At 60.3% G+C, this 21,440-nt stretch carries 17 protein-coding genes; 4 read left to right on the top strand and 13 right to left on the bottom strand.

The window, feature by feature from the left end:
- Positions 1-17 precede the first annotated feature (17 nt).
- The 5 genes from mmsB to VJS46_RS10045 form a co-directional block, all read right to left on the bottom strand.
- Entirely contained in the window at positions 18-899 is an 882-nt protein-coding gene (gene mmsB / locus VJS46_RS10065; RefSeq protein ID WP_324059906.1) for a 3-hydroxyisobutyrate dehydrogenase, read from the bottom strand.
- Between the two features lie 97 nt (positions 900-996).
- Complete coding sequence (locus VJS46_RS10060; RefSeq protein ID WP_324059905.1) at positions 997-1,773, bottom strand: enoyl-CoA hydratase-related protein; 777 nt, start codon at positions 1,771-1,773, stop codon at positions 997-999.
- A 2-nt stretch (positions 1,774-1,775) separates the two neighbouring features.
- Positions 1,776-2,834, bottom strand: a complete 1,059-nt coding sequence (locus VJS46_RS10055; RefSeq protein WP_324059904.1) for an enoyl-CoA hydratase/isomerase family protein — start codon at positions 2,832-2,834, stop codon at positions 1,776-1,778.
- Between the two features lie 85 nt (positions 2,835-2,919).
- Complete coding sequence (locus VJS46_RS10050) at positions 2,920-4,065, bottom strand: acyl-CoA dehydrogenase family protein (protein ID WP_324059907.1); 1,146 nt, start codon at positions 4,063-4,065, stop codon at positions 2,920-2,922.
- A gap of 194 nt (positions 4,066-4,259) precedes the next feature.
- Positions 4,260-5,753 (bottom strand): CoA-acylating methylmalonate-semialdehyde dehydrogenase, encoded by a 1,494-nt coding sequence (locus VJS46_RS10045; RefSeq protein ID WP_324059903.1) that lies wholly within the window; start codon positions 5,751-5,753, stop codon positions 4,260-4,262.
- Between the two features lie 102 nt (positions 5,754-5,855).
- Between VJS46_RS10045 and VJS46_RS10040 the strand changes: the two genes are divergently transcribed.
- The gene (locus tag VJS46_RS10040; RefSeq protein WP_324059902.1) at positions 5,856-6,752 is read left to right on the top strand and encodes a LysR family transcriptional regulator; all 897 of its coding nucleotides are present in this window, start codon (positions 5,856-5,858) and stop codon (positions 6,750-6,752) included.
- Between the two features lie 27 nt (positions 6,753-6,779).
- Here VJS46_RS10040 and VJS46_RS10035 read toward each other — a convergent pair whose 3' ends face one another.
- The 7 genes from VJS46_RS10035 to dnaN form a co-directional block, all read right to left on the bottom strand.
- Positions 6,780-7,010 (bottom strand): hypothetical protein, encoded by a 231-nt coding sequence (locus tag VJS46_RS10035; RefSeq protein WP_324059900.1) that lies wholly within the window; start codon positions 7,008-7,010, stop codon positions 6,780-6,782.
- A 398-nt stretch (positions 7,011-7,408) separates the two neighbouring features.
- On the bottom strand, positions 7,409-8,803 hold the full coding sequence (gene lpdA / locus VJS46_RS10030; protein ID WP_324059898.1) for a dihydrolipoyl dehydrogenase: 1,395 nt from the start codon (positions 8,801-8,803) through the stop codon (positions 7,409-7,411).
- A gap of 88 nt (positions 8,804-8,891) precedes the next feature.
- Positions 8,892-10,124: a 2-oxoglutarate dehydrogenase complex dihydrolipoyllysine-residue succinyltransferase gene (odhB, locus tag VJS46_RS10025; protein ID WP_324059896.1), complete on the bottom strand. Its 1,233-nt coding sequence runs from the start codon at positions 10,122-10,124 to the stop codon at positions 8,892-8,894.
- An 8-nt stretch (positions 10,125-10,132) separates the two neighbouring features.
- A complete protein-coding gene (locus tag VJS46_RS10020; protein WP_324059895.1) occupies positions 10,133-13,042 on the bottom strand; it encodes a 2-oxoglutarate dehydrogenase E1 component in 2,910 nt (969 codons plus the stop codon).
- Between the two features lie 212 nt (positions 13,043-13,254).
- On the bottom strand, positions 13,255-14,148 hold the full coding sequence (gene sucD, locus VJS46_RS10015) for a succinate--CoA ligase subunit alpha (RefSeq protein ID WP_324059894.1): 894 nt from the start codon (positions 14,146-14,148) through the stop codon (positions 13,255-13,257).
- Positions 14,149-14,220: 72 nt separating this feature from the next.
- A complete protein-coding gene (gene mdh / locus VJS46_RS10010; RefSeq protein ID WP_324059893.1) occupies positions 14,221-15,183 on the bottom strand; it encodes a malate dehydrogenase in 963 nt (320 codons plus the stop codon).
- Between the two features lie 345 nt (positions 15,184-15,528).
- Complete coding sequence (gene dnaN, locus VJS46_RS10005; RefSeq protein ID WP_324059892.1) at positions 15,529-16,641, bottom strand: DNA polymerase III subunit beta; 1,113 nt, start codon at positions 16,639-16,641, stop codon at positions 15,529-15,531.
- A 170-nt stretch (positions 16,642-16,811) separates the two neighbouring features.
- Here dnaN and VJS46_RS10000 point away from each other — a divergent pair, with 170 nt between their 5' ends.
- The gene (locus VJS46_RS10000) at positions 16,812-17,300 is read left to right on the top strand and encodes a hypothetical protein (RefSeq protein WP_324059890.1); all 489 of its coding nucleotides are present in this window, start codon (positions 16,812-16,814) and stop codon (positions 17,298-17,300) included.
- 37 nt (positions 17,301-17,337) lie between these two features.
- Positions 17,338-18,585 carry a 23S rRNA (adenine(2503)-C(2))-methyltransferase RlmN gene (gene rlmN / locus VJS46_RS09995; RefSeq protein ID WP_324059889.1) on the top strand — a complete coding sequence of 416 codons (1,248 nt, stop codon included), beginning with the start codon at positions 17,338-17,340 and terminating at the stop codon, positions 18,583-18,585.
- A 60-nt stretch (positions 18,586-18,645) separates the two neighbouring features.
- Here rlmN and VJS46_RS09990 read toward each other — a convergent pair whose 3' ends face one another.
- On the bottom strand, positions 18,646-20,985 hold the full coding sequence (locus VJS46_RS09990; protein ID WP_324059887.1) for a hypothetical protein: 2,340 nt from the start codon (positions 20,983-20,985) through the stop codon (positions 18,646-18,648).
- 86 nt (positions 20,986-21,071) lie between these two features.
- On the opposite strand from VJS46_RS09990, the gene VJS46_RS09985 reads away from it, so the two are divergent.
- Positions 21,072-21,374, top strand: a complete 303-nt coding sequence (locus VJS46_RS09985) for an Hpt domain-containing protein (RefSeq protein ID WP_324059886.1) — start codon at positions 21,072-21,074, stop codon at positions 21,372-21,374.
- Positions 21,375-21,440: the final 66 nt, after the last annotated feature.

The following is a 21,440-nucleotide window of genomic DNA, read 5'->3' as shown; positions in this document are numbered from 1 at the left end:
GTGCCTGAAGATTTTCCTCACTTGCCCCGCAGCATCTCGATGATGACCGAGAAATCCCGCCCGCCTTCTCCAGCGGAGGCAAGTATTTGGTAGAGCGCTTCGGCGGTGTTGCCCATGGGGACGCTGGCGTCCACCGTTTGCGCCGCTTGCGTGGCGAGTTTCAGGTCCTTCAACATCAAGGCGACTGCAAAGCCGCCCTGATAATCGTTGTCGGCGGGGGTCTTGGGACCGACGCCAGGCACCGGGCAATAGCTGGTCATCGACCAGCTCTGTCCGGAAGACACGCTGGAAATGTCATAGAAGGTCTGCGGATCAAGCCCCAGCTTCTGCGCCATCGCAAAGGTTTCGCAAGTCGCCGCCATGGTCGCGCCAAGCAGCATGTTGTTGCAGATCTTCGCCGCCTGGCCATTGCCCGCATCGCCTGCATGGATCACCGCCTTGCCCATGGCCGAGAGGATCGGCTTGGCGCGTTCGAATGCCTCGGCAGTGCCTCCAACCATGAAGGTCAGCGTGCCTGCCGCCGCTGCAGCGATGCCGCCCGATACAGGGGCATCGACCATTTCGAAGCCCTTTTCCGTGGCGGCGGCAATCACTTTGCGCGCCGTCGCTACGTCAATGGTCGAACAGTCAAGGAACAGGGTGCCGGGCGAGGCGACGTCAAATATCTCACCGGAATAGACCATCTCCACATGCTTGCCGGCGGGAAGCATGGTGACGATAGCGCTGGCGCCGGTTGCGGCGGCGCTTGCGGAAGGAGCCCGGACACATCCTGCTTCTTCAGCCTTGGCCAGCGCGGCCTCGCTGAGGTCGAAAGCGGCGACTTCATAGCCCGCCTTCACCAGATTCGCGGCCATGCCGCCGCCCATATTGCCAAGTCCTATGAATGCGATGCGGGTCATTTTGCTTTTCCTCGTTCAGCCGTTGGTCCCGAAGTCTCAGGGACCTTTATCAAGTGCAGGCGTGTCTCAAACTTCGCTCGACACGAAAGGAGAGGGCTCAACGCCCCTTCCAGAGGCCGGGGCGCTTCTCCACAAATGCAGCCATGCCTTCCTTCTTGTCCTCCGTGGCGGTCAGGATCTGGAACAGCCGGCGCTCCGTCAGGAGACCTTGGTTCAACCCCGTTTCAAAGGCGACGTTCACCATCTCCTTGTTGATCATAGCGGCCATGGGCGGCATGGCGGCAATGGTTTCAGCGGTCTTCAGAGCATCGTCGACCAAGTCGGCCGCAGGGACAATACGGGCAACAAGCCCGGAGCGCTCGGCCTCTTCTGCGCCCATCATGCGGCCAGTGAGGCACATTTCCATTGCTTTGGACTTGCCCACGGCCCGTGTGAGCCGCTGCGATCCGCCCATGCCGGGCGCGACCCCCAGCTTGATCTCCGGCTGACCGAATTTCGCCGTGTCAGCGGCAATGATGAAGTCAGCCATCATCGCAAGCTCGCATCCGCCACCAAGAGCGAAGCCGGCCACCGCTGCAATCCAGGGCTTGCGTGTCGCGGTCACCTTGCTGGTCCATTCGGCGAAGAAATCTTCAAGGTAGAAATCAGCCGCAGCCTTCTCCGCCATCTCCTTGATGTCCGCGCCGGCGGCAAAGGCCTTTTCATTGCCAGTCAGGACTGCGCATTTCTGCGACGCATCGCCATCATATTTGGCAAAGGCGTCGATCAGATCGGCCAGCACCTGCGTATTGAGCGCATTGAGGGCCTGGGGACGGTTCAGCGTGATCAGCGTGACCGCACCGCGCTTTTCGACAAGGATGGTTTCATAAGACATGTTTATGCCTCCAATTGTGGCAGGGGAGTCCACTCCTTGCCGCCCGGAGGCGGTGCAAAGAGAGAGTCGATCAGATCATCCGTGACCGCCTCGGGGGTGGCCGGATTCCACCGGGGTGCATTGTCCTTTTCAAAGATCACAGCGCGGACGCCTTCGACGAAATCGGGACGGCGGATCACCTGACAGGCCAGCCGGTATTCCATTCGCATATTGTCGGCAAAGCTCGTCATCCTTGCTCCTTCGGCAAGCTGCCGCAGCGCGAGCTTGACCGTTTGCGGCGATTTGGTGGCCAGCACGGATAACTGCTTTTGCGCCCATTCCGATCCGTCAGCCTTGAGCGCGGCAAGAACGTCCTCATAGCGGTCGGAAGCGAAAAGGCGGTCGATATCCGCCCGCTGTGCCTGGAGCCTTGAAGCGGGCGGCGTTTCCGCGGCACCGTCCAATATGGCTTCAAGGCGAGCCGGATCGGAAAGGATGGCGGCCTTTATCTCCTCAAGCCGTTCGGAAGAAATATAGTGAGTCGCAATGCCCGCCATCTTGCAGTCGGCGCCGTCGATGCGACCTCCCGTCGATGCCAGAAAGGCACCGGTACGGCCTGGCAAACGGGGAAGATACCAGCCGCCTCCCACATCGGGAAAGAGGCCAATGCCCGTCTCCGGCATGGCGAATACGGTCCGCTCCGTCGCCACGCGAAAACGGGCGGGCATGGAAATGCCCACGCCGCCGCCCATGGTGATGCCGTCCATGAAAGCCGCAATGGGCTTTTCATAGACGAACAGCAGGTGGTTCATTCGATATTCGGTGAAGAAGAAATGCTCTGCTTCAGTACAGTCCGCCTTGGCGCTGTTCGCGATCAAGGCGATGTCCCCGCCCGCGCAGAAGCCGCGCCCCTCGGCATGGTCGATCATGACCGCCTGAATGCTGTCATCCTTGCGCCAGTCCAGCAGGGCTCCAATGATGGTCTCGCACATGCCGGGCGTCAGCGCATGGATCGCCTTGGGCCGGTTGAGCCGGATTCGGCCTATGCCATTTTCCTTCAGGACCAGGACTTCTTGAGTCATTCAGATGGCTTCCGTCTGTTTCGAACGAAGATTGGAGCTGTTGCGAGCGAAGTCGAGAAAGCGTTTTGGAGTCGTTAGCGTGCCTTCACTGCCGCAACAGGTCCCTGCCGACGATCATCCGCATCACCTGATTGGTTCCCTCCAGGATGGAATGAACGCGCAGGTCGCGCCAGAAACGCTCGATCGGATAATCCTGCAGATAGCCATAGCCGCCGTGAAGCTGCAGCGCCCGATCGACAACCGAAGAGCCGGTATCCGTTGCAAGCCGCTTCGCCATGGCGGCGAAGCGGGTCTTGTCGGGGGCATTTTCCGTGACCTTGGCGGCCGCAGCATAGAGCAGGGTGCGGGCCGCCTGAAGCTCGGTCTCCATGTCGGCCAGGGTGAACTGCGTCGCCTGGAAATCAGCGATGGCCTGACCAAATTGCTTGCGGTCCTTGGTATAGCGTACGGCTTCGTCCAGGCAGCGCTGTGCGCCGCCCAGCGAGCAGGCCCCGATGTTCAATCGGCCGCCATCCAGGCCCATCATTGCGATGCGGAAACCTTCGCCCTCCGATCCGACCAGATTTTCCGCAGGCACCCTCACGCCATCGAAATTTACCTGCGCCGTAGGCTGGGAATGCCATCCGAGCTTCTTTTCCTGCGCTCCGAAGCTGACGCCCGGCATGTCTTTTTCGATAACCAGGCAGCTTATGCCCTTGGGACCTTCATCGCCAGTGCGGGCCATGACGACATAAACTTCATTTTCGCCGCCGCCGGAGATGAACTGCTTGGAGCCAGTGACGACATAATCTCCGCCGTCCTTCACTGCCTTCGTCTTCAGGCTGGCCGCATCGGAACCGGCGCCAGCCTCGGTAAGGCAATAGCTCGCCATTCTTTCCATCGGCACCAGGGAGGGCAGATATTTGGCCTTCACCGCTGGTGCACCGAAACAGTCGATCATCCAGGCCGACATATTATGGATGGAAATGAATGCGCTGGTGGAAGGACAGCCATAAGCCATCGCCTCCATGATGATTGCCGACTCCAGGCGGCCTAGTCCGATGCCGCCCGATTCTTCCGATACATAAATGCCGCCAAAGCCGAGCTCGGCCGCGGCACGGATCGTGTCCTGGGGAAAGATGTGCTTTTCATCCCATTCCGCTGCATAGGGCGTAATGGCGTCCGCCGTGAATTTGCGCGCCATGTCCTGAATGGCGCGTTGATCATCAGTAAGGTCGAACTGATTCACCAAATTCTCCTTCAGAAGGCGGGCCAGCTTCACCAGAAGCTATCGCCGCGCATCCTCTGTTGTCCAGAAAACACATATATCGGGCTAAGGAAATATGCCGCTTCGCTTGTTGCTTGTTCAACATGCCGCCGGACGCATCGAAGCCTCCGAAAAGCAGCTCACCTCGCGATGGTCCTCGCGAGGTGAGCCTGACATGTTCATCCCATCGTGGGAATTATGAAGGCGCTATCGCCAGCGCCGCCATCCGGCCAGCGTTGAGTGACGGTTTTCACCTTGGTCCAGAACTTGACGCCTTCCATGCCGTGCTGGTTGGTATCGCCGAAGCCGGAGCGCTTCCAGCCGCCAAAGGTGTGATAGGCGACCGGCACCGGGATCGGCACATTGATGCCGATCATGCCTACCTCCACGCGGGCCGCAAATTCGCGGGCAGCATGGCCATTACGGGTGAAGATCGCGACGCCATTTCCATATTGATGCTTGCTGGGCAGCGCGAGCGCTTCCTCGAAGCTTTCGGCGCGCACCATCTGCAGTACGGGACCGAAGATTTCCTCCTGATAGGAACGCATCGTCGGCTTCACATGGTCGAACAGCGTCGGGCCGACGAAAAAGCCTTCTTCATGCCCCTGCAGCTTGAAGCCCCGGCCGTCGATGACCAGTTCTGCGCCTTCATCGACGCCCATCTGGATATAGCTCTCGATCTTCGCCTTATGTGCGGCAGTGACCACCGGACCATAATGCGCTTCGGGATCGGTAGACACGCCAACCCGCAGCCCCTCGATGGCCGGGATCAGCTTTTCGCGAAGCGCGTTCGCGGTCTTCTCGCCAACCGGCGTCACAACCGGGAGCGCCATGCAGCGTTCGCCCGCCGAGCCAAAAGCCGCCCCTGCCAGGTCATTCACGACCTGATCGAGGTCGGCATCGGGCATGACAATGCCGTGGTTCTTCGCGCCGCCCATGGCCTGGACGCGCTTGCCGGCGTCAACACCGCGCTTGTAGACATAATGGGCGATATCGGACGAACCGACGAAGCTGACGCCCTTGATGTCCGGGTGGTCGAGGATCGCATCGACCATTTCCTTGTCGCCCTGCACCACCTGAAGAATGCCGTCAGGCCCCCCCGCTTCCTTGAACAGTTCGGCCAGACGGACGGGAACCGAGGGATCGCGCTCGGAAGGCTTCAGGATGAAGGCATTGCCGCATGCAATGGCAATACCGAACATCCACATCGGGATCATCCCCGGGAAGTTGAATGGCGTGATGCCGGCGCCGATGCCGAGCGGCTGGCGCATCGAATAGACATCGATGCCGGGACCTGCGCCCTGCGTATATTCTCCCTTCAGTGCATGGGGGATGCCGCAAGCAAATTCGACGACCTCAAGCCCGCGCTGGATGTCGCCCTTGGCATCCGCGATCACCTTGCCATGTTCGGAGGAGAGCAGGTGGGCAAGCTCGTCCATATTCTTTTCGACGAGCGCCTTGAAATTGAACATGACGCGGGCGCGCCGCTGGGGATTGGTGGCGGCCCAGGCAGGTTGGGCGGCTTTGGCAATCTCCACCGCGCGGTCAAGATCGGCCTTGGTGCCAAGCGTCACCTGCCCCTGAACAGAGCCGTTATTGGGATCGAAAATATCGCTCTTGCGAGTGCCGCCGCTGGAAGGGCCGCCGGCAATGAAATGTTCAACGATGCGCATGATATGTCATCCTCTGTCCGCGTTTTGCGGCTGCAATACTCGCTTTTTGCTTAGGCGGGGAGGGTTTGACTTTGCAGCATTTGGCTGCAAAAATGCAGGTATATGCATTGGGATGATCTGCGTTTTTTCCTTTCAGTAGCCCGTTTCGGGCAGATCGGCCGGGCTGCGCCTCAACTAAAGGCGGATCCGACTACGGTTTCGCGCCGGATCAGGCGCCTTCAGACCGATCTTGGCGAGGTTCTGTTCGAGCAGGATCGCGAGGGGCAGAGGCTGACGGCCGCAGGACGCGCTCTACTGACCCGCGCCGAGGAAATGGAGCGCTGCGCCCATAGAATCGGGGAGGAAAGCGGCGGAGAGGGCGCGTCCGGCGTCCTTCGGGTCAGCGCGTCCGAAGGTTTCGGCACATGGGTGGTTTCGCGCCATCTGCCGGATTTTGCCGACAAGCATCCGGCGATCACCATTGACCTTACGGCCAGCAGCGGCTTCCTCAGTCCTTCCAAAAGGGAAACGGACATCGCAATCCTGTTGGCGCGGCCTCGCCGGGGACCGCTCCTGACGCGCAAGCTGACTGATTACACGCTGGGTCTTTATGCGTCGCTTGGCTATCTGGAAAAGTCGGGAGGGGTGCCGTCCAGAAGCGCCGTGACGTCCCACCGTATCATCGGCTATATTCCCGACCAGATATACGCGCCCGAACTGGATTATCTCGCCGAGCTTTCGTCCGGAATGGAGGCCAATCTTCGTAGTTCCAGCATCAACGCGCAACATCGCCTGTGTCATGCAGGGGCGGGGATTGCAATCCTTCCGGACTTCATCGGCGGTCAGGACCCAGATCTTAAGCGCGTCTTGCCAGAATTCACCCTGCAGCGAGCCTTCTGGATTGCCATCCACCAGGATGTCCGCAATCTCGCGCGGGTAAGCCTGTTCAATGACTGGCTGACGCAATTGGTCGCCGAGGATGCGGGATTATTGAAATGGAGTAATGGCGACGGGAGATAGCGCCGGGTTGTGCCGCGCTGCGATGGCTTAACTTAGGTCATCCCAATAGGGCCGCATGTCCACGGCATCGATGATCTTGCCTCCAGCCATGAAGACCGCACCGGTGCAGGCGAGCGCCAGGAGCTTGCCGCCAAAACCGGGATATTGCTCCATATAGATGATGCCCCGCTCGGTCGCTCCAAGGGCGAGGGCATAGATGACCAGAAAAGCCTCGAACTTGGTCTTAATGGTAAAGAGGCGCTTGATCTTGATCCACATGTCTCTTCCCCAGCAAGCGGCGTGCCAACGGCGAAATTCCGGGAAAGAGTGAAGTGAATATTCCGTAAATTGTCAAGCAGTTCGACAGGGCAGCTATATTATGCTGGTAAATGAAAATAGTTAATTTCATTTTCCAGAATATAGCGTCAAAAATGGAATGACTGTTAAAAAATGAGGAGCGGCTCGTTTTCCCTCTCCCATGGGGAGAGGATATGGAGGCTTGGCTGCGTGCAGCCTAGCCGGAGTTGGTGAGGGGCTGTGCCCCATCAATAGCGTGGAACCCCTCACCCAACTGCGATTAGGACCGGCTTCGCCGACCCAAGTCTGCGCATCTCTCTCTCTCTCTCTCTCTCTGGAGAGGGGACAAAAAGTGCAATTTGGATCGGACAAAGCAGCCCCTAAATATGGATCGGCTTACCCAGCACTGCCATGGCCGCTTCCTTGATCGCTTCATTATGCGTCGGGTGCGCATGGCAGGTGTAGGCCACGTCCTCTGACGACGCACCGAACTCCATCGCCTGTGCCGCCTGAGCGATCATCGTGCCGGCGACGGAGGCGATGATGTGAACCCCAAGCACTTTGTCCGTCTCAGCGTCGGCGATGACCTTCACAAAACCGTCCGTGTCACGATTGGTCTTCGCCCGGCTGTTGGCCATCATCGGGAACTTGCCGACCTTGATCGTTCCGCGCTCCTTGGCCTGTTCTTCGGTAAGACCGACGCTGGCGATTTCCGGATAGGTATAGACGACCGCCGGTATCACTTCATGGTTCACAATGCCGGTAAGGCCAGCAATGTTCTCCGCAACGGCAATGCCTTCATCTTCCGCCTTGTGAGCCAGCATGGGTCCGGGGATTACGTCACCAATGGCCCAGATGCCGGGCACCTTGGTCGCGAAGTGATGATCGGTTTCGATCTGCCCGCGATTATTGGTGACCAGCCCCGCCTTTTCCAGGGCTAGGCCGTCAGTGTTGGGACGGCGGCCGATCGCGACCAGCACGGCATCAGCTTCAATCGCCTCGGACGCTCCGCCTGAAGCGGGCTCGACGGTGAGCGTTGCCTTGCCGTTCTTGAGGTTCGCCCCTGTCACCTTGGTCGAAAGCCTGATCTCAAAACCTTGCTTCTTGAAGAGCTTTCCAGCCTCCTTGCGGACTTCGCCGTCCATTCCAGGCAGCAGTTGATCGAGGAACTCGACGACGGTGACATTGGCGCCAAGGCGCCGCCAGACAGACCCCAGCTCCAGACCGATCACACCGCCGCCAATGACGACGAGGTGTTTTGGGACCTTGGGAAGCGCCAGCGCCCCGGTGCTGTCAACAACGACCTTGCCGTCAATATCAACGCCTGGCAGGGGCGTGACGGAGGAACCAGTGGCAATGACAATGTTCTTGGCGCGGTAGCTCTTGCCAGCGACTTCGACGGTGTTCGCGTCCTTGAACGCGGCATAGCCCTTCAGCCAATCGACCTTGTTCTTCTTGAAGAGATATTCGATGCCGCCGGTGAGTTCACCCACGGCCTTTGTTTTTTCGGCGTGCATCTGCGCCACGTCGATTTTGGCGCCGCTGATCTTGACGCCGAACTTCTCGAGCGCGCCGGAGGCTGCCTCCTCGAAAAGCTCAGACGCATGGAGCAGCGCCTTCGACGGGATGCAGCCGACATTGAGGCAAGTGCCGCCGAGGGTCTCCCGGCCTTCTGCGCAAGCGGTCTTCAGGCCAAGCTGCGCTGCACGGATGGCCGCGACATAGCCACCGGGGCCCGCGCCGATTACCAGGACGTCATAGTCGAACTCTGCCATCTTTTACCTCTTCAAATGTGCCTCTGCGAAAGCAAGTGCTTTCGCGGTGCCCTCCACCCGGGCTCCTGCCTTCGCAGGAGTATTGCAATCAAAGATCGATCAGCAACCTTGTCGGATCCTCGATCGCATTCTTGATGGCGACGAGGAAGGTGACCGCTTCGCGCCCGTCAATGATGCGGTGATCGTAGGAAAGCGCCAGGTACATCATCGGCCGGGCTACGACCTGGCCGTTGCGGACCACGGGACGTTCCTCGATGCGATGAAGCCCAAGAACGGCGCTTTGCGGCGGATTGATGATCGGCGTGGACATGAGCGAACCGAACACGCCGCCATTGGAGATGGTGAAGGTTCCACCCTTCATCTCGTCCATGGTGAGCGTACCTTCCTTGGCCCGCTTGCCGAAATCGCCGATTGTCCGCTCGACATCAGCCACGCTCATGTCCTGGGCGTCGCGGATGACCGGGACGACAAGACCGTTGGGCGCGCTGACCGCGACCGAGATATCTGCATAATCATGGTAGACGATGTCATCGCCGTCGATGAAGGCGTTGACTGCTGGTACATCCTTCAATGCCATGCAGGCGGCTTTCACAAAGAAGCCCATGAAGCCCAGGCGGACGCCATGCTTCTTCTCAAAAAGGTCCTTATACTTGTTCCGGGCCTCCATGACTGCGGTCATGTCAACATCGTTGAAGGTGGTGAGCAGCGCCGCATTTTCCTGCGCACTCTTCAGGCGCTTGGCGATCGTCTGGCGCAGGCGCGTCATGCGGACCCGCTCTTCCTTTCGGCCAGCTACTTCAGGGGCAGGGGCGGGCGCTTGCACCGGGGCTTCGGCCGCAGGCGCGCTGCCGGTCTTCACCGCCAGCATGATGTCATCCTTGGTAAGGCGGCCGTCCTTGCCGGTGCCCCGGATGCTGGTGGGATCAACGCCGTGTTCCAGCACCAGCCGGCGAACCGCTGGCGAAAGGGTCAAGGCAGCCGAGCCACCCTCTTCCTGCGCCGGTTCCGCCGCCTTGGGGGCCGCCGCAGCAGGTGCCGCTGCCGGGGCGGGGGCGGGCGTTGCGCCTTTGGCCGGCGCGCCAACGCCGTCCTGAATATAGGCGATGATTGCGCCGACCTCGACCGTGTCACCCTCGGCAACAACCAGATCACCCATCACGCCTGCTACAGGCGCGGGCACGTCGATCGCCACCTTGTCCGTTTCGAGGCTGGCGACCGGCTCGTCGGCGGCCACGCTGTCGCCGGGCTTTTTCAGCCATTGGCCGACCGTTGCTTCGGCGATGGATTCACCCAGTACCGGTACTTTGACTTCGATTGCCATGGTCTTGATCAACCCTTCTGCTGGCGTTTGATTTCTTGGCGGACGCTATGGCCCAGTGCGTCGGCGACGAGCGCCCCCTGTTCTGCGACGTGACGCTTGGCTAGGCCGGTGGCGGGCGATGCGGCTGCCTTCCGGCCAGCATACCGGGCCCGCATACCCTCGAATCCGGCCTCCTTCAGGCACCATTCGATATAGGGTTCGACAAAGAACCAGGCGCCGTTGTTCTTCGGTTCCTCCTGTGCCCAGACCACCTCTTCCAGATTGGTCATGCGCTTCAGACGCACCACCAGCGGTTCGGCCGGGAAAGGATAGAGCTGCTCAATGCGGACGATCTGCGTATTCTTGTCGCCCGCGGCGTCGCGCGCTTCGATAAGGTCATAGGCGACCTTGCCGGTGCAGAGCACCAGCTTCCTCGTATCTTCGTCCCTGGACGGATTGGGATCCGACATTATCCGCCGGAAATGATTGTCGCCCATGAAGTCCTCTGCCTTGCTGACCGCCATCTTGTGGCGCAGCAGCGACTTGGGGGTCATCATGATGAGCGGCTTGCGGAAGGAACGGAGCATTTGCCGCCGTAAGATATGGAAATAATTGGCAGGCGTGGTGCAGTTCGCAACCTGGATATTGCCCTCGGCGCAAAGCTGCAGATAGCGTTCCAGGCGCGCGGAACTGTGCTCGGGACCCTGTCCCTCATAACCATGGGGCAGCAGCATGACGAGCCCGTTGGCGCGTAGCCACTTGGCCTCCGACGCAGCGATATACTGATCGATCATGATCTGCGCGCCGTTGGCGAAGTCGCCGAACTGTGCTTCCCAGAGCACCAGGGTCTTGGGGTCGGCCATCGCATAGCCATATTCGAAGCCAAGCACGCCATATTCGGAGAGCGGGCTGTCCAGAACTTCGAACTTGCCGTGCGGCACGGTCGTGAGCGGAATATATTTGCCTTCGGTGTCCTGATCGACCCAGACGCTATGCCGTTGGCTGAAAGTACCGCGGCCGGAATCCTGGCCGGAAAGGCGCACATTATAGCCCTCGAACAAAAGGCTGCCGAAGGCTAGCGCTTCGCCCGTCGCCCAGTCGAAGCCTTCGCCTGAACGGAACATTTCCGCCTTCTGCTCCAGGATACGGCGGAGCGTCTTGTGAACATTATGGCCTTCAGGAACTGTCGTCAGCGTGCGGCCCAGGCTGTCGAACAGCTTCTTCTCGATCGCCGTTTCAACATTCTGCCGTGCAGTTTCGATATCTGCGGGTTGGTGTAGGCCCGACCAGCGGCCAGCGAACCAGTCCGCCTTGTTCGGCTTGTAACTTTTGGCAGCCTCGAACTCTTCCTCGAGATGCGCGGTGAACTCCTGCGTGACGCCTGCGGCAAAGCCCTCCTCGATCACGCCTTCCGCCTTGAGACGCGCCGAGTAGATGTCGCTGACGGGGGGATGCTTGCGGATCGCCGCATACATCAAAGGCTGGGTGAAGCCAGGTTCATCGCCTTCATTATGGCCAAAGCGGCGATAGCACCACATGTCGATCACGATGTCGCGGTGGAAGGTCTGCCGGAACTCGATGGCCATCTTGCAGGCGAAGGTGACCGCTTCGGGATCATCGCCATTGACGTGGAAAATCGGCGCCTGGACCCCCTTGGCAACATCGCTTGGATAAGGGGAGGAGCGGGCGAATTGTGGCGAGGTGGTGAAGCCCACCTGGTTGTTGACGATGAAATGGATGCACCCGCCGGTATTATACCCGCGAATACCGGAGAAGCCGAGACATTCCCAAACAATGCCCTGTCCCGCAAAGGCGGCGTCGCCATGAATGAGTACGGGAAGCACTTCCTTGTGTTGGGCAAGGTCGTCGCGGATCACCTGCTGCGCCCGGACCTTGCCCAGCACAACCGGATCTACGGTTTCGAGATGCGAGGGATTGGGAACCAGCGACATGTGGACGTTGACGCCATCAAACTCGCGATCGGTGGAGGTACCCAAATGGTACTTCACGTCGCCGGAGCCGCCCACGTCCTCGGGATTGGCGGTGCCCCCCGAAAATTCATGGAAGATGACGCGGAAGCCCTTGGCCATCACGTTGGCGAGCACGTTGAGGCGGCCGCGATGGGCCATGCCGTAAACGATCTCCCGCACGCCGTAGTGGCTGCCATATTTGATGACGCTTTCCAGCGCCGGGATCATGGCTTCGCCGCCGTCCAGCCCGAAACGCTTGGTGCCGACATATTTCTTGCCGAGAAATTTCTCATACTGCTCGGCATGGATCACTTTGGAAAGGATCGCCTTCTTGCCTTCCGGCGTGAACTCGATGGCCTTGTCCTTGCCCTCCATGCGCTCCTGAAGGAAGCGGCGCTCCTCCACGTCGGAGATATGCATATATTCAAGGCCGACATTGCCGCAGTAATTTGCCCGAAGAATGTCGACGATTTCCCTTACCGTCGCCGTCTCCAAGCCCAATGTCCCGCCCAAATAGACCGGCTTATCCAAATCGGCGCCGGTAAAGCCGTGATATTCCGGCGTCAGGTCGGCCGGAAGGTCGCGCTTGGAAAGGCCCAGCGGATCGAGATTGGCCGCCAGATGACCACGCACGCGATAGGTGCGGATTAGCATCATCGCACGAATGGAGTCGGCGGCAGCAGTGGCGATGTCCGAAGCGCCAACCGCCGCTTTGCCCGGCTTGGCGGGTTTGGCCTCGACGGCCATTTGGGTTGGATCGAGCGCAGCGGTCAGGCTGTCATTGCCGACGGGCGGCCAGTTCTTCCGCTGCCAGCTTGGACCGGAAACGCTTTCCTCCAGCCCGTCGAACCAGCGCTGCCATTCCGGAGCCACGCTGGAGGGATTTGCGGAAAACTGGCGGTAGAGCGATTCCACGAAGGATGGGCTGACGCCCTCTATACCTTCGAAATCCTGACCCTCGAAACCCATGAGACTTGTCCTTGTTAGGCTGGTGCAGACAGACCTAGAACGTGCTGAAGGCCGCAATCCTGAATTGGCGGCTCATTCGAGTAGCTATTGAGCTTGTCGAACGGGCCATGGAGGCGCTTCGAGCGTGACTGAAAACGGACTGCCGTAGGAAGATAGTTCGCTTCCAGTCACCTTCGATAAATTCAACCCCTCAGCATGAGCGGTCATGGAAATCAGGCAGGCACACCCTTCAGCAGCGCGGCAAGCGTGGTGCCTAGTTCCGACGGGCTCGGCGACACACGGATGCCCGCCGATTCCATGGCCGCAATCTTGTCGTCCGCGCCGCCTTGGCCGCCAGACACGATCGCACCGGCATGGCCCATGCGGCGGCCCGGAGGAGCCGTGCGCCCGGCAATGAAGCCGACCATCGGCTTCTTGCGCCCGCGCTTCGCTTCGTCCTTCAGGAACTGTGCGGCTTCTTCTTCCGCGCTGCCGCCGATTTCGCCGATCATGATGATGGATTGCGTCGCCTCATCGGCCAGGAACAGTTCCAGCACGTCGATGAAGTTGGTGCCGTTGACCGGGTCGCCGCCGATGCCCACGGCCGTGGTCTGGCCAAGGCCTGCCGCCGTCGTCTGGTGCACCGCCTCATAGGTAAGGGTGCCCGAGCGGGACACAACGCCCACCGAACCCTTGGAGAAGATATTGCCCGGCATGATACCGATCTTGCATTCGCCCGGAGTCAGTACGCCCGGGCAGTTGGGACCGATCAGGCGCGATTTGGATCCGGAAAGCGCGCGCTTCACCTTCACCATGTCCAGCACCGGAATACCTTCGGTGATGCAGACGATCAGCGGCACCTCGGCGTCGATCGCTTCCAGGATCGAGTCCGCTGCAAAGGGGGGCGGGACATAGATTACGCTGGCGTCGGCGCCGGTCTTGGTGACCGCCTCCTTGACGGTATCGAAGACGGGCAGGCCGACATGCGTCGTACCGCCCTTGCCCGGCGTCACGCCGCCGACCATTTTGGTGCCATAGGCAATGGCCTGCTCAGTATGGAACGTGCCCTGCGAGCCGGTGAGGCCCTGACAGATCACCTTCGTGTCCTTGTTCACGAGAATTGACATCTCATTCGGTCCTTTCAGCACCCTGGCAACGGCCGGGGTCCCAGTTGCAGTGATGACTTGCCGGGGGTTAGGTCAGGCGAGCGAGCTGTCGATAGCCTTGCAGGCGACCAGCAGTTCCTTCACCGCATCGACGGAGACGTCGAAATTTGCCTTCGCTTCGTCATTGAGCTTGATCTCGACAACCTTCTCGACGCCGCCCGCGCCGATCACGATCGGGACGCCGACATAGAGATCGTCAACGCCATATTCGCCTGAGAGATAAGCGGCGCAGGGCAGGACCCGCTTCTTGTCCTTGAGGTAGCTTTCCGCCATCGCGATTGCGCTGGTCGCGGGGGCATAATAGGCCGAGCCGGTCTTCAGCAGCGCAACAATCTCGCCGCCGCCGGACCGGGTACGCTGCACGATGGCGTCGATGCGCTCCTTCGTCGTCCAGCCCATTTCAATAAGATCGGGGATGGGGATGCCAGCGACCGTCGAATATTCGACGACCGGAACCATGGTGTCGCCATGGCCGCCCAGAACAAAGGCAGTGACGTCCTCGACCGACACACCGAATTCCTCGGCCAGGAAATGACGGAAGCGCGCGCTGTCCAGAACGCCCGCCATGCCGACGACCTTGTTGTGGGGCAGGCCGGAAAATTCACGCAGCGCCCACACCATTGCGTCGAGGGGGTTGGTGATGCAGATGACAAAGGCGTCGGGGGCATATTGCTTGATGCCTTCGCCCACGGCTTTCATGACCTTGAGGTTGATGCCCAGAAGATCGTCGCGGCTCATGCCGGGCTTGCGGGGGACGCCGGCAGTGACGATGATGACATCCGCGCCCGCGATGTCTGCATAGTCATTCGCACCCTTGAGGTTCGAATCAAAACTTTCGACGGGTCCGGATTGCGCGAGGTCCAGAGCCTTGCCCTGGGGCATGCCCTCGGCGATGTCGAACAGGACCACGTCGCCCATTTCCTTCATCGCCGCCAGATGGGCGAGCGTTCCACCGATCATGCCAGCGCCGATGAGCGCAATCTTCTTACGGGCCATCACATTACTCCCAAGCGGGCCGGCGCAGGACCGGCGAGAAAAAGCCACGCCCGCTTAGGCGCAAACGTTACGGAGTTCAACCGGCGAAATGCCCGATTGGCCGATTATCTTTGCAAATGGTTCGCAATTGCATTAGGTGCGATAGGGTTTGTCACAATTCACAAAAGAGTCATGGCGGAGAGACGGAAATCTCTCTTTCTGTCAGGTGGAAAATGGGGATCACGTCTTCTGGAGACGTGTTCTCAGACGACACAGGGCGTGACCTCCCAGTCTGCTGCGATGGCAACAATCTCACACGTCAGGTCGCCGAGCCTGGCCATAACAAATACAGATGGCGTGCTTACCTCACACCCGCATCGGCATCAGCACATACAGGGCGGCGCTCTTGTCATTCTCCCGCAGCAGAGTCGGCGCGGCGGCGTCCGCCAGGTGGAGTTCAACCGTATCGCCCTGCATCTGTTGCAGGATGTCGAGAAGGTAACGGGCGTTGAAGCCGATCTCCAGCCGCTCGCTGCTATAATCGCCTGGCACCTCTTCGGCGGCGGTGCCATTCTCTGGGCTAGTCACGGACAGCGTCACCTTGTCCTTGTCGAGCGCCATCTTGACCGCGCGGGTCTTCTCGGTGGCGATCGTTGCCACGCGGTCGACACCTTCCTCGAAACTACGGGGATCAATGCGGAGCAGCTTGTCATTGCCGGTCGGGATGACGCGGCTGTAATCCGGGAACGTGCCGTCGATGAGCTTGCTTGTCAGGATGGCGCTGCCCAATCCGAAGCGGATTTTGGTGGCGCTGAGGTCCACCAGCACGCTGCCGTCGACTTCATCGAGCAGCTTGCGCAGCTCGCCAATGCATTTGCGGGGCACGATGATGTCAGGCATGCCTTCCGCACCATCGGGCCGGGGGACGGTGACACGCGCAAGGCGGTGGCCGTCAGTGGCGGCGGCCTTCAGCACTGGCTGCGCTTCATCCGACACATGGAAGAAGATGCCGTTCAGATAATAGCGCGTCTCTTCGGTCGAGATGGCAAAACGCGTCTTGTCGATGATCTGAATGAGCGTTGCCGCGGGCAGCTCGAAGCTGACCGGCAGCTCGCCCTCAGCAATCACCGGAAAGTCATCGCGTGGCAGCGTCTGCAGGCTGAACCGGGCGCGTCCGGCATTGACCTGCATCTTGCCTTCCGCTGCCGACAGCGAAACTTGGCTCCCCTCCGGCAGCTTGCGGACGATGTCGAACAGCGTGTGGGCCGACACCGTGGTTGCACCTGGCGTTTCCACCTGGGCCTGCACGCTATCCACGATTTGCAGGTCAAGGTCGGTCGCCATCAGCTTGATTGCGCCGTCCGACGTCGCTTCGATAAGGACGTTGGACAGGATGGGAATGGTGTTGCGCCGTTCCACCACCGATTGCACGTGGCTCAGGCTCTTGAGCAGCGTTGCGCGTTCGATTGTCGCCTTCATTCCCTGGTCCCGCTTCTGTTCTGGTCCGGCTGCCGGGGAAGGCAGCCATTGTGCTGAAAGGATTCTTCCCCTTCATTACCAGCTATGATGAACGGAGCAAGGAGGGACGGAAGGCTTTTGAAGGCTGAGATGCTTGCAAAGGCGAAATGTTTGCGCTTCATGAGGGGCGCATGAGGCATTTCGCACTTTTTCTGGTTTTGGCGTTTACCTTTTCGGTTCCCGCAGAGGCGCGGCAGTCGCTCGGCGTTTTCGAGGGCTGGGGAGCCTTTCGTGACCCTGCAACGCCGCGATGCTATGCCATAGCCCAGCCCGCAAACCATAAGGCAAAGGGCGACTGGCCTGCCTTTGCGGCCATTGGCTATTGGCCCAAGAAAGGCGTGCGGGGCCAGCTACATTTCCGCTTGAGCCGGGAGAAGGCGGCAAGGGCCAAAGTGACGCTAACCATCGGCATTCGCCGTTTCGAACTGATCGGCGGCAGGGCGGACGCCTGGGCCAGGGATAAACGCATCGACGCGGCAATCATCGCCGCCATCCGCTCGGCTAGCGGCATGAGCTTGCAAACGGTGGGAAAAGGAGGCAGCGCCTTCAGGGATACATATGCCCTGCGCGGCGCGGCAACGGCCATTGATGCGGCGGCATTGGGATGCGCGCGGTCCTGAAGCTCCTGCGCTAGCTATTTGGGCCGTTTCTCCCTATATGCGCGCCATGCAGATTCCCGGCCATATCGATCCCGTGCCTGTGCCGCGCGCTGTCACTCCGCGTGAAGACGGCCGCATTGACCTTCTGGGTCTCAACAAGGCGCAGATCCGTTCTGTGCTGGGGGAGGCGGGCCTCGACGTCAAACAGGCCAGGCTTCGTTCCAAACAGCTCTTTCACTGGCTCTATCATCGCGGCGAGACGGATTTCGAGCGCATGACGGACCTAGCCAAGCCAATGCGTGGCTGGATGGCTGAGCGCTTTGTCATTGGCCGGCCGACGGTGGTAGAGGCGCAAGTCTCTTCCGATGGCACGCGCAAATGGTTGCTTCGTTCGGATGACGGGCAGGATTATGAAATGGTCTTCATCCCCGACGCGGATCGGGGAACGCTTTGCGTCTCCAGCCAGGTGGGATGTACGCTCAACTGCCGTTTTTGCCATACCGGCACAATGCGTTTGGTCCGCAATCTGACGCCGGGAGAAATTGTAGGGCAGGTGATGCTGGCCCGCGACGCCCTGGGTGAATGGCCCAAGGGGAATATGGCCGCCACCAATGATGCGGATGAGGATGACGACACCCCGCAATATTCGACCGACGGCCGGATGCTCACCAATATTGTCATGATGGGCATGGGGGAACCGCTTTATAATTTCGAGAATGTCCGCGATGCGCTGAAGGTCGTGATGGACGGGGACGGTCTGTCGCTGTCAAAGCGCCGCATCACGCTTTCGACTTCCGGCGTCGTGCCGATGATGGCTCGTGCGGGTGAGGAGATCGGAGTCAATCTGGCCGTCTCGCTTCATGCGGTGACAAAGGACATTCGGGATGAAATTGTCCCGATCAACCGCAAATATGGCATCGAAGAGCTGCTGCAGGCCTGTGCCGATTATCCGGGTGCCAACAATGCGCGGCGCATCACCTTCGAATATGTGATGTTGAAGAACAAGAATGACAGCGATGAGGACGCACGGGAACTCGTCCGCCTGATCCGCAAATATAAGTTGCCCGCGAAGGTCAACCTCATCCCGTTCAATCCTTGGCCCGGCGCGCCCTATGAATGTTCCAGCGCGGAGCGGATCAAGCGCTTTTCCGACATTATCTTCGAAGCTGGAATCTCTGCCCCGGTCCGCACGCCCCGCGGCCGGGACATCATGGCGGCCTGCGGACAACTGAAGTCCGCATCTGAAAGGAAGAGCCGGGCGGAACTGGATCGCCTGGCGGAAGAGAAGCTGGCAGCCTTGGGTTAAGCTGGACTGGGCATCTTGGCTGAGAATCGACCGCCCGATGGGCGGCGCGAAAACTGAAAATCAGTTCCGAAGCCGCTCGATCGCTTGAGCCAGCGCAACATACAGCTTGCCCATGTCCGATGACAGCAGCGTAACCGCCAAGGCGCTGCCGTCGCGCGTCGCCAGAATGTGCCGCAGCATTGCCTCAAAATCATGGATATAGCGGTTCACATGCTCGCGGAACTCGGCGTCCTGATCATAGTGGTGCGAAATTTCCCGCGCTTCCCCGGCATCCAGAAGCTTTACCGCGCGGCGCGTGAAGACGCCTCGGTCACCCTTCAGATAGGCGGCCCAGCTTGAGTCGGTGATTTCGTTGGAAAGGATCTTGCTGACGTCGATGGCCGTGCTGTTCAGGGCCTCGATGAGTACCGCGACGCGGCGGGCAAAACTGTCGCGATCGCGTTCCTCTGCCTCGTGCCGCGCTTCATCGATCCGGCGCTCGACGCTGGCGCTCGTGTCGGCAATGGTCATCATCTGCCGCATAAGCCGTTCGGTCGCCTGATGCGCGCTGGTAAGCGCGTTCTGAGCCACGACAGAGATCTGCTCCATCTGTGCCACGACCTTCTGCGAGACAGCATCATCGAGCGCCTTCTGGCTGGCTTTGCCAAGAGCGTCGGCTGCCTCCGGAATGGTTCGAGCGAGCGATTGGCGCGCACGTTCTGCGGCTTGCTCGGCAGTTTCCTTGACTCGCAGCAGGGCCTCGATCAGCTTTGGCCCGGCCTGTTGCGCCAGGCGTTCCGATTGTTCATCCGCCGCCGCAATGGCGCTCCCCAGCTTTTCGACTTCGATGCGATTGGTCACGATGTGAGCTTCCGCGCCCGATAGCCATTCCCTGAGCAGAGTGGCCTGGGCGCGGATCATCTCCTCCGCCTCATTGACGCGACCCAGAATGGCTTCAGTAACGGCCTCCAGCTTCTCCGCTTCGGGCGAGGCACCTGCGATGATCCGCAGGGTCGTGCCAAGCCGCTCGTCCATCCGCGCAAGCGCCAGCGGCAGCGTTTCGTCCAATTCCCTTGTGCTGGAGTCGAGCGCCAGCAGCAACGATTCGGACCGGCTGATGAGACGGTCGGCCGTGTCATGGCCGCTGGAAAGCGCCTGGTTCAGTCGTTCAGCTTCCTTGCCGAGCGACTCCATGGCCAGCGTAAGCCGCTGATTGCGCTCGCCGCCTTCATTTTCGAGCGCGGCAAAGCGCTCGGTCACCACCCGCAGGCCATTGTCGAGGCCGCCCGTAAGCTGGTTTGCAAGACCGCTCTGCCGTTCCAGCAACATATCTATTTCACGCAGCTTGGCCTCCAACTGGGAGCTGCTCTCGGCAAAGCCGGCCGCAGTCTCCGCACCTATGGCAGTTAGGGCGGAGCGCGACTGGTCGATCATCACGCCGAGAGCCTCAGCTTGCGCATCCAGCCCCTTGCGGCTGACGTCCACAGCCTCGCGTGCCCGCTCAAGCGCAGAGTCGATACGGTCGCTTGCCATTTGCGTCATATCGTCGATTTGGCCGGTAACTGCCCTGGACGCCTCCTCAAGCTGCAGCAATTGCCCGGACAGGACCTGGGTAGCGTTGAGCGTTTCCTTCTTGGCCCGTTCGGTCAGCAGGGCGATCGCCTCTATCTCGACCTGCAGCAGCGTCGCCTGTTCCAGAGCCGCCGCGCCGCTGGCGCCGATCTGATCGGCAGCCGCCGTCAATTGCTCGCGCGCGCGAGGAAGGCCGCTGTTCAGCACATCGAGATTTGCGTTGATGGCGGAGCCCGCCTGATGCAGCCCTTGGGCCTTTTCCTCGGCGATCCGCATATTGTCAGCAAGCGCGCTGGCCGACTCCCTCAGCCGCGCGGCTGTATCGGTACCCAAATCCTGGAGCTGCTGGGCCTGCTGCTGCAATTCAGTCCGGGCGGCGGCGAGCTCCTCACGCATGTTGGAAAGGCGCAGTTCGAGTTTGCGGCCTTCGATGCTCAGCAGATTGGCGGCGTCACCGAAGCGGCGCATCTCCGTCCGGCTATTGCGCATAAAAACGAGATAGGTGAGCGCAATCAGCCCCAGGGGAATGGCTGCGGTGGTGATAATGGATGGAACTTCAGCCAGTCCGGGAGAGGGAAAACCCGCGCCAAAAAGAAACCAGCCATAAAAGACAAGCCAAGATAGGGCGACGGCAGCCGATCCCGCCTTGATCAATCGCGGCAGGGGCGACGGGTTCTCGAGAATCTCATCCAGTTGGGCAGGTCCGGCCGCGTCGATGCCGGTTGGTTCAACGCTCTGCTCGACCGGCAGCGATTCGGCGCCCTGATCTTCGCTCCCGAAGCTGGGTGCCGTGTTGCGAGGCTGCTGCTTGTCGCGCCAGAGGCCGACGATCTTGGTATCTCTGGACATGGCGGCATGTTTAGCATTTTTTCCCGGCGCTGGAAGTCGGCAATTTGGCAACAGTTCATTAACCGCGAACATGTTAAGCCCAGAAAATGTCTTATGATCCAGGAGCCTTGGACGCCGCGCTGGCCGCAGCCGTGGGCGATGATGCAGCGCTGATCGCTGACCTGCGCTATGCCTTTATCGAAAGCGCGGAGCGGCAACTCGATCTGCTGGAACGGGCGCGCTGCGATGCCAATTGGGAGATCGCCGCCTGGCGATTGAAGGGCCTTGCCGCCAGCTTTGGTGTCGTGGGGCTGATGGCACTAGCCGAGGAAGCCGCCCGCAGCGTCCCGGGCGACCCGGTCATGCTCCGCAAGCTCAGGGCTGCGCTCGTCGGCTTTGAGGCTGCCTGACCCGCCATTCTTACCGTCAAAGGCTTGCAATCTGCACATCGGATTGCGAAGAGGACAGTTCCAGGG

This window comes from Rhizorhapis sp. (genome assembly GCF_035276005.1).
In the GTDB taxonomy this organism is placed as follows: Bacteria; Pseudomonadota; Alphaproteobacteria; order Sphingomonadales; family Sphingomonadaceae; genus Rhizorhapis.
Note: the sequence above shows the minus strand (reverse complement) of the source record. Positions and strands in the feature narration are given on the sequence as shown.